10 protein-coding genes, 1 pseudogene and 1 riboswitch are annotated in these 12,308 nt (G+C 68.6%); of the genes and pseudogenes, 6 read left to right on the top strand and 5 right to left on the bottom strand.

Features of this window, described 5'->3' with window-relative positions; translation table 11 throughout:
- Positions 1 to 25: 25 nt before the first annotated feature.
- Positions 26 to 289: a DUF4235 domain-containing protein gene (locus B1A87_RS19735; protein ID WP_078026940.1), complete on the bottom strand. Its 264-nt coding sequence runs from the start codon at positions 287 to 289 to the stop codon at positions 26 to 28.
- A gap of 36 nt (positions 290 to 325) precedes the next feature.
- On the bottom strand, positions 326 to 877 hold the full coding sequence (locus tag B1A87_RS19740; RefSeq protein WP_078026941.1) for a heme-degrading domain-containing protein: 552 nt from the start codon (positions 875 to 877) through the stop codon (positions 326 to 328).
- 118 nt (positions 878 to 995) lie between these two features.
- A riboswitch (TPP riboswitch) is annotated at positions 996 to 1,139 on the top strand.
- Between the two features lie 70 nt (positions 1,140 to 1,209).
- Between B1A87_RS19740 and B1A87_RS19745 the strand changes: the two genes are divergently transcribed.
- Genes B1A87_RS19745 through B1A87_RS19755 form a run of 3 tightly spaced genes read left to right on the top strand, consistent with a single transcriptional unit; the run spans position 1,210 to position 4,261 of the window.
- On the top strand, positions 1,210 to 1,830 hold the full coding sequence (locus B1A87_RS19745; RefSeq protein ID WP_078026942.1) for an ECF transporter S component: 621 nt from the start codon (positions 1,210 to 1,212) through the stop codon (positions 1,828 to 1,830).
- Entirely contained in the window at positions 1,830 to 3,461 is a 1,632-nt protein-coding gene (locus B1A87_RS19750) for an ABC transporter ATP-binding protein (protein ID WP_078026943.1), read from the top strand. Before B1A87_RS19745 ends, B1A87_RS19750 begins: the two co-directional genes overlap by 1 nt.
- Complete coding sequence (locus B1A87_RS19755) at positions 3,458 to 4,261, top strand: energy-coupling factor transporter transmembrane protein EcfT (protein WP_078026944.1); 804 nt, start codon at positions 3,458 to 3,460, stop codon at positions 4,259 to 4,261. The genes B1A87_RS19750 and B1A87_RS19755 overlap by 4 nt, the downstream gene beginning before the upstream one ends.
- Before the next feature lie 11 nt (positions 4,262 to 4,272).
- On the opposite strand, the gene B1A87_RS19760 is transcribed toward B1A87_RS19755, so the two are convergent.
- Both B1A87_RS19760 and B1A87_RS19765 read right to left on the bottom strand, forming a co-directional pair.
- Complete coding sequence (locus tag B1A87_RS19760; RefSeq protein ID WP_078026945.1) at positions 4,273 to 4,758, bottom strand: GNAT family N-acetyltransferase; 486 nt, start codon at positions 4,756 to 4,758, stop codon at positions 4,273 to 4,275.
- 27 nt (positions 4,759 to 4,785) lie between these two features.
- Complete coding sequence (locus B1A87_RS19765) at positions 4,786 to 5,763, bottom strand: hypothetical protein (protein WP_078026946.1); 978 nt, start codon at positions 5,761 to 5,763, stop codon at positions 4,786 to 4,788.
- 226 nt (positions 5,764 to 5,989) lie between these two features.
- On the opposite strand from B1A87_RS19765, the gene B1A87_RS19770 reads away from it, so the two are divergent.
- From B1A87_RS19770 to B1A87_RS19780, 3 genes are all read left to right on the top strand, one after another.
- A complete protein-coding gene (locus tag B1A87_RS19770) occupies positions 5,990 to 7,513 on the top strand; it encodes a UDP-N-acetylglucosamine 1-carboxyvinyltransferase (RefSeq protein ID WP_078026947.1) in 1,524 nt (507 codons plus the stop codon).
- Between the two features lie 148 nt (positions 7,514 to 7,661).
- Positions 7,662 to 8,897, top strand: coding sequence for a glutamate--cysteine ligase (locus B1A87_RS19775; RefSeq protein ID WP_078026948.1), 1,236 nt, complete (start codon positions 7,662 to 7,664; stop codon positions 8,895 to 8,897).
- Between the two features lie 104 nt (positions 8,898 to 9,001).
- Positions 9,002 to 9,700, top strand: a complete 699-nt coding sequence (locus B1A87_RS19780) for an aspartate/glutamate racemase family protein (RefSeq protein ID WP_260680980.1) — start codon at positions 9,002 to 9,004, stop codon at positions 9,698 to 9,700.
- On the opposite strand, the pseudogene B1A87_RS25120 reads toward B1A87_RS19780, so the two are convergent.
- Positions 9,688 to 12,308: pseudogene (locus tag B1A87_RS25120) on the bottom strand (AMP-binding protein). The gene B1A87_RS19780 and the pseudogene B1A87_RS25120 overlap by 13 nt on opposite strands.

Consider the following 12,308-nt stretch of genomic DNA (forward strand, 5'->3'; position numbering starts at 1 on the left):
CAGCGGCCGGCTCAACCAGCGTGGGCTAGACGATGTCCTGGCTCTTGGCGAAGCGGGTGATGGCCCGCTGCGTGCCGCGGTTGGCCAGCACCTGGATGACGGCGCTCACGGATGCGGAAATGAGCGCGAACGTCAGCGCCGAACGCAGCGTGGTGGGGACGTCGTCCTTGCCGCCCTTCGGCGGCTTCCGGCCGGTGGTCTTTTCCCAGATGGTATCCACGGCCTTGGTGCCGGCGAACCCGGCCAGCAGGCTGACGCCCGTACCAAGCAGCTTGATGAAGAAATTCATTCAGGGACTCCTAGCGTCTTGAATTCTGGACTTCCCCTAGCCTAGCCGCATGGACTGGTGGATTTCCGTCAGCGCCTGAACCACCAGATCGTGGTCGGCCTTCTGCGGCAGCCCGGACACCGTGACAATGGCGACCGCGCCGACGTCGCGCACATAGACGGGGAAGGCGCCGCCGTGGGCCGCATAGGTGGACTGGTCGAACCAGGCGTTGTCCTCGATCCGGCTGCCGCCCACCCTGCCGCGCAGGCCCACCAGCAGCGACGGTTCCTCGTAGCGTGCCGCCGTCCGCTGCTTGGCCTTGACCCAGCCCTCGTTGTCCGGCGTGGCGCCTTCGAGCGCCACGTGGAACAGGACCTGTTCGCCCTTGGTGATGTCGATGGCGATGGGCAGGTTGCCCTTCTTGCCGAGTTCAACCAGCAGGAGGCCCAGGTTGAGGGCGTCGTCCTTGCTGAAGGCGGGAAACTGCAGCGCGGCGATCTGCGCCTCGATCTCGGCGATCAGCGCCTCCAGGGAACCTGCGGGCTGTTCGTCGGGGGAGTCGGGGTCGAAGCCGGTCGCTGCGCCAATGACGGAGTCCTGTTGTGTCATGGCCCCAATGTACTCCGGACCGGTAACCGGCAGGCGCGGAAACTCCCGGATTGTGACACCTGCCCCCGGTCTTCCGGGGCCGTCCCGGTGTAAACTGGATCAGCCCACAAGGGCAGATTTATTACGACAGGGGAGCGCCACCGTCGGGGATCACTGGCAACTGCCAGCCGAACCGCGGATGGGCGCTGAGAGTGCGGACAGCCGCAGACCCTCGAACCTGATCCGGCTAGTACCGGCGCAAGGGAGTCGAGTTCTCAAAGTGTCCGGCAGCTGGCGGCCCAACCACCCGCAGCCGGGGAGCGCTTTCCCCTCCTGTTCCTCAGGAGGACATTATGACAACTGCAGCAATCAAGAAGACCGGTTACAACTGGCGCGTGACGGACATCGTGGTGGCGGCACTGATCGCCGTTGCCGGCGGCGTGATCTTCTGGGCCTGGTCCCAGGGCGCCAACCTCATTTCCGCTCCGGTCAACGCGGTCTACCCGCCCCTTTCCGGGCTCTACGCCGGCGGCTGGATGATCCCGGCCGTGCTCGGCATGCTCATCATCCGCAAGCCGGGCGCGGCGCTGTTCTGCGAGACCGTTGCCGCCACCGGTGAACTGATCATGGGATCCCAGTACGGCACCACGGTGCTCATCTCGGGTGTCCTGCAGGGCCTCGGCGCTGAGCTGGTGTTCGCCGCCTTCATGTACAAGAAATTCAACCTGCCCGGGTCGCTGCTGGCAGGAGCCGGCGCCGGCCTGTTCTGCGGCCTGAACGATTCGTTCCTCCCGTGGGGCTGGAACATCGCCTACACGGCAGGGGACAAGCTCGCGTACATCATCTTCACCTCCATCTCCGGCGCGATCATTGCCGGCGCCCTGTCCTGGATCGCCACCCGCGCCCTGGCCAAAACCGGCGTGCTGAGCTCGTTCGCGTCCCGCAAGGCAGCCACGGAGCCCGTCTTCTCCTGATGCCCACACCTCACGACGGCGGTGTCCGCCCCGCCGCGGTCACCGCCCGCGGCTGGGGCTGGCGCCACGCCGGACGAATCAGGCCGGCAGTCCACGGGCTGGACCTGGACATCCGTCCCGGGGAGCGCGTCCTGCTCCTGGGCCCCTCCGGCGCCGGCAAATCCACGCTGCTCCACGCCCTCGCCGGCGTGCTCGGCGACAGTACCTCCGGAAACGTGACAGCAGCCGACGGCGGCACCCCAGACAGCGACGACGCGGACGAATCCGGCAGCCTCCTGATCGACGGCGAGCCGCCGCACACCCGGCGGGGCCGCGCCGGCCTCATGCAGCAGGACCCCGAAACCCAGGTGGTGCTCTCCCGCCTCGGCGACGACGTCGCGTTCGGCGCGGAGAACCTCTCGGTTCCCCGCGACGCGATCTGGGCGCGCGTGCACGAGGCGCTGGACGACGTCGGGCTGGTGCACCTGCCGCTGAACCATCCGACGTCGGCGCTGTCCGGCGGGCAGAAACAGCGCCTTGCGCTGGCCGGCATCCTGGCGATGCGTCCCGGGCTGATCCTGCTGGACGAGCCCACGGCCAATCTTGACCCGGCCGGTGTGCTGGAAGTCCGGGACTCCGTGGGGCGCTGCCTCGACAAGACGGGCGCCACGCTTGTGGTCGTGGAGCACCGGGTGGCGGTGTGGAAGGACCTCGTGGACAGGATCGTGGTCCTGCAGCCGGGGTCCGCCACGCGGCCGGCCGTGCTGATCGACGGCCCCCCGGACCAGGTCCTGGAACAGGCACGCGGCATGCTCACCGCCGCCGGGGTCTGGGTGCCGGGCTACGTTCCGGCCACGCGGCGGCGGACGTTTGGCGGCACTGCAGCAGCCGCGGGCCTTGCTGCCGCCAACATGCCGGGGGAGCTGGCCGTTGCCTCCGGCCAGCTGCTCCTCGCCGCCGAGGACCTGGCGGTTTCGCGCGAACGTCCCCGCCGCCGCGGCTTCAAGTCCGTCCCGCCCGTTCCCGTCCTGCGGGACGTCGCGGCACAGGTCCGCGCCGGTGAGGCGCTGACCGTCACCGGACCAAACGGCGTCGGCAAGTCCACGTTCGCGCTGACCCTCGCCGGACTGCTTCCGCCCGTGGCCGGCACGGTGTCCGCCGCAGTGGAACTGAGCCGCGGCGCCGGGATCGACCCCTACAAATGGAAGGCGGAGCAGCTGATCGCCAGGATTGGAACGGTGTTCCAGGAACCCGAGCACCAGTTCGTCACGGGCCGGGTCCTGGACGAGCTCCAGTTCGGCCCCAAGCACCTGGGCCACGGCGAGGAACGCGTGGACGAGCTGCTGGAACGGCTCCGCCTGACCGAGCTCGTGGACGCCAACCCATACACCCTCTCCGGCGGAGAGAAGCGCCGGCTCTCGGTGGCCACCGTCCTGGCGGCGCACCCGCAGGTCCTGGTCCTCGACGAACCCACCTTCGGCCAGGACGCCAACACCTGGGCCGAGCTCGCCTCCTTCCTGTCCGAACTGCTCGACGCCGGAACCGCCGTGGTCTCCGTGACGCACGACGAGGAGTTCACCCACGTCCTGGGCGGCACCGAGCTCCGGCTGGGCAGCCGTGAACTCAGGGCTCCTGAACAGGCCGCGCCATGAGGGACGCGCTGACCCTCGCCGGCAACCAGGCCGTGCTGGTCCGGGCCAACCCGCTGGCCAAATTCGCGGCGGTCTTCCTCATCACGCTGGTCCTGGCGCTGTCCATCGACTGGATGTCCGCGTCCGTGGCGCTGGTGTGCGAGATCCTGCTGTTCCCGCTGGCCGGACTGACCTTCACGCTGCTGTGGCAGCGCGGCTGGCCGCTGATCCTCGCGGCGGCCGTCGGCGGCTGGAGCACCTCCATCCTGGCGCCGGACAGCGGCAAGGTGCTGCTCGACGTCGGACTCTGGTCCATGAGCGAAGGTTCCCTGGAGCTGGGGCTCGGTTTCCTGCTCCGCGGCCTCGCCATCGCGCTGCCCGCGGTGCTCCTGATGAGCTGCACCGACCCCACGGACCTCGCCGACGCGCTGGCACAGAAGGCGAGGCTGCCGCACCGCTTCGTGCTCGGCACACTCGCGGCGATGCGGCTGGTGGGGCTGATGGCGGAGGAATGGCAGACCATCGGCATGGCGCGCCGGGCCCGTGGAGTGGGGTCCCGCGGCAACCCGTGGCAGCGGCTCCGCGCCACCCTGGGCCAGAGCTTCGGGCTGCTGGTGCAGGCCATCCGCCGGGCAACCCGCCTGGCCGTCACCATGGAAGCCCGCGGCTTCGGCGGCGCCAGCCGGACCTGGGCCCGCGAATCAACGTACAGCGGGCTGGACATCTGGGTACTGCTGGGCGGCGCCCTGATCGCAGGAGGAGCCGTGACCGCCGCGCTGTGGGCGGGCACGTGGAACATGGTGTGGCTCGAAGGGTCCTAGGCCCAGGGGCTTCAGGAGCGAGCCATCCGCAGCTCGGGTAGCCCCTCCCATTCGTCAATGGTTTCCCGGGCGCCGGTGAAGGTGAAGCCGTTGCGGCGGTAGAACGCCTGGGCGCGCGGGTTGTCTTCCGCAACCCAGAGCGCCGCCGGCCCGGCTCCGAGCGCTGCGTCCAGGAGCTTTTGGCCCAGCCCCGTGCCGTGGTGAGCCTTCAGGAGGTAGATGCCCCAGAGTTCGGCCACGTCCCGGCCTTCCGCCGGCGGAAGTGAGCCGGCAAATCCCACCGGGCGTCCGCCGCTCATGGCCACGAACTGACGCTCCGCGTGCGGGCCGGCCAGCAGGCGCTGCCACAGGGCCAGCCGTTCCTCCACGCGCTGTGCCGCGAGGAATGCGGGGGACAGGAGCCCCGAGTACGTCTCGCGCCAGCACTCAAGATGGAGCCGGGCCAGGGCCTCGGCCTCGCTTGGTTCGGCTGGCCGGACGCCGTCGATGGTATGCATGGCCAGATTCTAGCGGCCGGTGCCCCGCTAGAGGCAGGAGTAGTCGTAGTCGAAGCCCTTGGCGACGAACTGGGTGAGGACCACGTTGCCGCCCGGAGTGAGGGGTGAGGCGGCGCAGTTGTTCTTGGCCCCGGTCGCAGTGCGGGCACCGGCGAGCCAGCTCGGGAGGTCATACAGGCTGCTGTCCGCAGTGACCTGGCCGACGATCTGCCCCCACTGGGACCCGGTGGAGTAGATGCCCACGGTCGCCCCGATGCTCTGGAAGAAGTCCGTCATGCCCTCGAGGTCCGCCCGGTTGGCGGTCTTGTCCCCGGACCACGTGTTCCCGGTTTCGACGTCAAGCCACCAGAGGTAGTCCTCGGGGTTGGTTATGCTGCGGAGGTAGGCGTCGTCGAAGGCCTTGGCGTAGCCGTACATGTAGGAGCACGGTGCGTCCTTCTTTCCTTCCGTGCACTCGCCGTACGGGTTCGCTACGGTCTTGCCGCCATATTCGTTGCTGGTGGGCCACCAGGTCCCGGCCGTGCCGGGGTTGGCGGTGTTGACGTACAGGGCCACGGTGGGCTGGCCGGTTCCGCCGAGCGAGTCATCCGCCCAGTCGAGCTGCTGGTGCAGGCACGGGTTGGTGGTGTTAGCCAGCCCGTTATTGACGCCCACGATTGCGAACGCCGCGTCCTCGGGCAGGGCCTTGTTGCACTGCGGCCAGGAAACGTCGTTGCCCAGCAGGACCCCGCCGCCCCCGGATGGTTGAGCCCCGGAGGGCTGTGCGCCGGGGGGCTGTGCGCCCGACGGCTGGGCCAGGGGGGAGGGAGATGACGACGGCGGGACGGCAGGCTGGGCGGTAGACGACTGGGCAGCGGGCCAGTCTCCCGCAGGCACCGGACCTCCATCCACGCGGGGTCCGGGCACCAGGCCCAGGACGGTTGTGATCACGAAGGAGAGCATCACGGACGCCTGCGGCCGGGGAGGGCGTTTCTTGCTGAACACCGCGGAGGTGAAGGTGAACAATGCGGCCTCCCGTTCCGATAACGACCCCAGCCGGTAGCGTTAGCTTGCTCCGGATGCCTCCTCCGGTCAAGGCCTTCCGGCGTGCCGAGCCGGGACGCGTTGCTGCTGGCGCAGGTCAGATAACGGGAGGATTACTTTTATCGCATGAAGCGGGTATGAATGTGACATTTACGGCACTTTAGTCGTTTCCTCGGTAGCAATACATCATTAGTGATATTTTTTCATCATGACACAACAGACTGCTGAACAGGTCGGCCTCATGCTCCGCGACGCCCGGGGGCAGAACGGCTGGACGCAGGGGCAGCTTGCGGCCGAGCTCGGGACGAGCCAAAGTGCCGTTGCCCGGATGGAGCAGGGCAAGCAGAACCTGAGCCTGAAAATGATCCAGCGCCTCGAGGCGATCTTTGGCCGGAGCATCGTCCAGCTCGGCAAGTCCCAGATGACCCACCTCCGTGTGGAAGGCGGCCGGACGCTCTCCGGCTCTGTTGACGTCAACACGAGCAAGAACGCCGGCGTGGCGCTGCTCTGCGCCAGCCTCATCAACCGCGGCACCACCACCCTGCGCCGGCTGGCCCGGATTGAGGAAGTCAACCGGATCGTCGAGGTGCTCACCAGCATCGGCGTCGAATGCATCTGGCTCAACGACAACGATCTCCAGCTCCGTCGGCCCGCAGTCCTGGACCTCGAGTCCATGGACGTCGAGGCCGCCCGCCGGACCCGCAGCGTGATCATGCTCCTCGGGCCGCTGCTGGACCAGTCGGCCGAGTACCGGCTTCCCTACGCCGGCGGCTGCGACCTGGGCACCCGCACCGTGGAGCCGCACATGCAGGCGCTGCGCCAGTTCGGGCTGTCGGTGGAGGCCACCGCCGGCTTCTACACCGTACAGGCGCCGCCGTCGGACAGCTTTGACCGGTCCTTCGTGCTGACCGAACGCGGGGACACGGTCACGGAAAACGCCATCATGGCCGCCGCCCACCGTTGCGGCAGCACCATCATCCGGAACGCCAGCCCCAACTACATGGTGCAGGACCTCTGCTTCTACCTGCAGAGGCTCGGCGTGGAGATCGACGGCGTGGGCACCACAACGCTGAAGATCACCGGCAAGCCGTCCATCGACGTCGACATCGAATACTTCCCTTCCGAGGACCCGATCGAGGCGATGAGCCTCATCACTGCCGGCATCGTGACCAATTCCGAGGTGACCATCCGCCGGGTGCCCATCGAATTCATGGAAATCGAGCTTGCCACCCTGGAGCAGATGGGCCAGAAGCTGGAGGTTTCCGGGGAGTATATGGCCCGCAACGGACGCACCCGGCTGGTGGACGTGACCACCAGGCCCTCCGAACTGCGCGCGCCGGAGGACAAGATCCACCCGATGCCGTTCCCGGGGCTGAACATCGACAACCTGCCGTTCTTCGCTGTCATTGCGGGCAACGCGGAGGGCCAGACCATGATCCACGACTGGGTCTACGAGAACCGTGCCATCTACCTCACGGAGCTGAATAAGCTGGGCGCCCGCGTGCAGCTGCTGGATCCGCACCGGATCTACGTCAACGGCCCCACCCGCTGGCGGGCCGCCGAGGTGGGCTGCCCGCCGGCCCTCCGCCCGGCAGCCTGCCTGCTCCTGGCCATGCTCGCGGCGCGGGGAGTGTCGGAACTGCGCAACATCTATGTGATCGAGCGCGGCTACGAGGACCTGGCCGAGCGGCTCAACACGATCGGCGCCAAGATCGAGTACTTCCAGGACTAACGCAGGGCGCGAACGGACACTTAAGCCCCCGCCCGAGGGCGCGAACTGGCAGACAACGACCGCTCCGGGAGGATTTGAGGGCCACAAGTGCTCGTTCGCGCTTCGTCATGTCGGGGACGATTGGGCCGGTCTGGCGCACAATGTAGGCATGCGGACTTTTGGGGTCGAGGAAGAACTGCTGATCGTGGATCCGGACAGCGGCGAACCGCTCGCGCTCGCCGATGCGCTGCTGGCCGGCCGCAAACTCGCGGCCGACGACGCTCCGGACAAGCCCCGGCTGCTGCAGAAGCAGACCAAACCCGCCTGCGACGACGAAATGGGCTTGAGCGCTGAACTCAAGCTCGAACAGATCGAAACCCAGACCCGGCCGTGCCTGGACTATGCGGAACTGCTCCGCCAGATCGGCGCCGGCCGGGCGATGGCGGATGATGCCGCCCAGCGGCAGGGCGCGCGGGTGGCGGCGCTGGCAACCTCCCCGCTGTCCCTCGCAAGCCACACGACCCCGGACCCGCGGTACGCCCGGATGCTCGAGCGCTTCGGCCTGACCGCCCAGGAACAGCTGACCTGCGGCTTCCACGTCCACACCTTCATCGAATCCCAGGACGAAGGCGTGGCGGTCCTGGACCGGATCAGGGACAAGTTGGCTGTCCTGATTGCCCTCAGCGCCAACTCCCCGTTCTGGCAGGGCGTGGAAACCGGGTTCGAGAGCTACCGCACCCAGGCCTGGAACCGCTGGCCGACGTCCGGCCCCACCGCCATCTACGGCAGCCTGTCGGCGTACCGGCGGGTGGTGACCCGCCTGCTGGACAGCGGTGTGCTGCTGGATGAGGGCATGATCTACTTCGATGCGCGGCTCTCCCGGAACCACCCCACGGTGGAGGTCCGGGTGGCCGACGTCTGCCTCCGTGCCGAGGACGCCGCGCTGATCGCCGTCCTGGTCCGCGCGCTGGTGGAGTCCGCCGGCAGGGAATGGCGCGAAGGCGTGGAGCCGGCACCGGTCCCCACCGTGCTGTTGCGCATGGCGGCGTGGCAGGCCAGTAATTTCGGCCTGCGCGGCGAGCTGCTGGATTTCGGCAGCTTCCGGCCCGCACCCGCCGCGGACGTAGCGCGCTCGCTCGTCGATTTCCTCGAGCCGGTCCTGGCCGAGAACGGTGAGCTCGAGCTCGCCAGGCAGGGCGTCGAGGAGATCATTGCGCGCGGTACCGGCGCCGCGGAGCAGCGCACCGTCCGGGAAACCGTGATGGAAAAGGCAGAGCCCGACGACGGCGGGCTGGGTGCCGTCGTCGGGCATGCCGTGCGGGCCACGCTGCGCGGGACGGCGGGTTACGCGGACGACGCGGACACGGTGCCTGTGCCGGAGCTGCTGCGCGTGCGCCAGTCCTGATCCCGTTGCCCAAATGTTCGTTCGCGCTCAAAGGGGCGGGGATGTTTCCGATGGTCATTTCGCGGTAAACCAGCCGAAATATTGGCTGGCTACTGTGGAACCAAATGATCCACTCGGGGAAGGCATGGACCATGCGCGTAGGAATCATCCGGGTTTTGACGACGTCGGACCGGCGACTGTTGAACTCCCACGGCAGGCTGCTGCAGGAAACCTTCGGCTTCGAGGTAACGTCCCGGTGCATCCCGGACCAGCCGTCCGGGGTCCACAACGCCGAGTCGCTGCAGCGCGCCGTTCCGAAGGTCGTGGAACTGGCGCTCGACATGGCCGGCGACGTTGATGCCCTGATCGTCAGCTGCGCCGCCGATCCGGGCCTGGCGGAGGCGCGCGGCCTGGTGAACGTTCCGGTGATCGGTGCCGGTTCCGCGGCTGCTGCTGCCGCGCTCACGTTCGGCGGCCGGGTGGGGGTGCTGGGCCTCAAGGACTCGGTGCCGAGCCCGATCTCGGACGCCCTGGGGGAGCGGATGCTGCTGATCGACGGCCCGGAGAGCGTGGAGACTCCGGAAGGGTTCCTCATGCCGACGGGGATCTTCGACGCCCTGGCCGCCGCCCACATGCTGGTGGACGCGGGCGCGGATGTCATCGTGGAGGCCAGCACCGGGCTGACCAGCATCGGCATGGCGGACGTCCTGCGGAGCAGGCTCGGGATTCCGGTCATCGACCCGGTGATGGCTGCCGGGTCCATGCTGGTCTCGGCCGTGGCGTCGCGTGCCCTGCCGACGCCCCGGGCGCTTCAGGCGGTCTGAGGCCGGATCCTGCCGGCACGTTGCCGCCGCCGGTTGGTCTTCCACCGGTGCGCCGTGCCCATCACCCGTGTGCACACCGCCCAGTAGGCCACGCCGGCGGCAAGCGATGCCGCCACGGCCAGGGCGGGGCTGATCCCGGCCAGCGGAGGGTAGACCAGCCAGTGGACCAGGTACGTGTAGAGCGAGGCGCTGGCCAGCAGCATGGTCAGGCGGCCGAAGACCTTCGGCACCGGCAGGGTTGGCAGCCAGATGAGCAGCAGGATCCCCGCGACCACCGTAAGCTCCCGGGTGGCATTCTCGAAGAAACCGGGAACCGTCGCGGCGGCAAGGGCAGACACGACGCAGCGCTGAACCGCGGTCCGGGACCGCGCGACGGCCCAGCCCAGGGCGAAGAGCCACAGGGCGGGCGCGGTGTGCGGCACGCCGGGATCAACCAGCTCGTAGCGCGTGAGCAGCCCTGCCCCGGTGAGGACGAGCGGGAAGAGCAGCGGAAGGCGACGCTCGGCGCGGTGCACCCAGGGAATCGCGAGCAGGGCGGTCATGCCCGCAAGCAGGTAGACAAGCACCTCAATGAACCAGAAGTGCCACTGGGTGGTCACCGCCTCCGGCCCGATGACGGCGTTGAGGAGCACGATGTTGGCGAGGCTGTACCTGTCGGTGATGAGGTAGGCGAACGCGATGAACGCCATGCTGGGGACCACCACCCTGGCCAGGCTGGCAAGCTGCCGCCGGAGCCGGGGCAGCTGTTCCCCGGACAGCTGGAACCGCGCGAAGTTGTAGCCGGCCACCGCCATGAGCACGTGGGCTGTCCCCTGCCAGCTGAAGAATCCGACGTGCGTGCTGACGATCAGCACGATCGACACAGCCCGCAGCACGATGCTGGTTTCCAGCGGCACCAAGAAGCGCCGCATCTTCCGCCCCGACACACTGCTCCGCCCCGGCAGGCTGCGCTCCGGCACATCGCGCAGTCGCGGTTCCAGGTCCCGGACAGGGGTGACGTGCCAGTCCTGCGGGAGGTGCCCCAGCGCCTGTTCCAGCCTGACGGACGCCGCCACATAGGACAGCGAGTCCCCGCCCAGCGAGACGAACGTATCGCCGGGCGCGATCTCCGTGAGCTCCAGCGTGTCCTGGAAGATGCTGAGGACGTTGTCGGGCCCGGCGGCGGCCCCCGAAGAGCTCGCCGCCGGCTCAGTTCCGGGCCGGTTGCTGTGGGACACGCCGTTTCCGGACAGCGCAAGGACCGCCGGATAGTCCAGTTTGCCGGTGGCCAGGCGGGGGAGATGCTCGACGGCGTGCAGCTCAAGTGCCGCCCGGGGCCTGGCTCTTATACACATCTGCGCGAGGACCTTGGCCAGCAGGTGCGTGTCGTGGTCGCCCTCGACGGCGACCACGACGCCCTGGTCGGTGCCGGCGCTCGCCGCCTGCACGCCAAGGCCGGCCAGGATCCGTTCCACCTGCCCGAGGTCGACCCGGAGCTGTCTCTTATACACATCTAGATGTGTATAAGAGACAGGCCCACCACTTCGTAGACACCGGCGGGATGCCTCCGGGCGAGGTCGCCGGTGCGGAGTTCGCTGATGGTCCTGGCCGCGGCGAGGTCCGCAGGGCTCTCGGCGTACCCGAGCATGACGTTGGGTCCGGTGTAGACGAGTTCGCCGTGCTCCAGGCCGGGCACGGGGTCGATGCGGAACGCCCCGCCGGGCACGGGAACGCCGATGGAACCCGGGACCGTGGCTGCCAGATCGGGAGGAAGGTAGGCCATCCGGGCCGTGGCCTCCGTCTGGCCGTACATCACGAAGAGTTCCCAGCCGCGCCGGCGGCCGAGCCCGGCGTAGCTTTGCACCATCTCGGGTGCGAGGCGGCCGCCGGCCTGGGTCACGTAGCGCAGGCTGGGGAGATCCATCTCAGCGAAGGCGACCCGTTCCAGCAGCTCAAAGGTGTAGGGAACGGCCGCGAATGACGTCGCCCGGCGGCTGCGGAACAGTTCCCAGAAGCACGGATCAACCACGGACAGGTCCGTGAGCACCAGGCCTGCCCCGCGGAGCAGGTGGCTGTTGATCACGGACAGCCCGTAGCAGTACGACATCGGCAGGGTCGTGGCCGCGCGGTCATCCGGGCCGATGTTCAGGTACCCGGCAATGGACTCCGCGTTGGCCTGCAGGTTGGCGTGGGACAGGCGCACCAGTTTGGGGGAGCCCGTGGAGCCGGACGTGCTGAGCATGAGCGCAAGGTCCGGGTGCAGCTCGTGCCGGGTGCCGGGGCGGCGCTCCTCCAGCACGGGCTGCCCGTCTCCGGAGCGCAGAATGACGTCGGGCTCGTAGGCCGCAACGATGGAGTCCAGGGCTGCGGGTTTGTCCTCCGGCAGGAGGATCAGCGGGTGGCCGGAGACTAGGGCCGCCAGGTAGGCGATCAGCGAATCGACGTCGTTGGCGGCGGCCAACGCCACCAGGCGCCGCTCGGTGCCGAGCCGGAGCGCGAGGGCATCGACGCGGTCGGCAAGCTCCCGGTAGGTCAGGGCGAAGTCGCCGGCGAGGATGGCGGGCCTGTCCCCGTGGCTCGCAAGATCCGAGGCAAAGGACACCCGCTCGAAATCGAGCTGTGTGGTCAC

The organism is Arthrobacter sp. KBS0703 (assembly GCF_002008315.2).
Classification (GTDB): domain Bacteria; phylum Actinomycetota; class Actinomycetes; order Actinomycetales; family Micrococcaceae; genus Arthrobacter.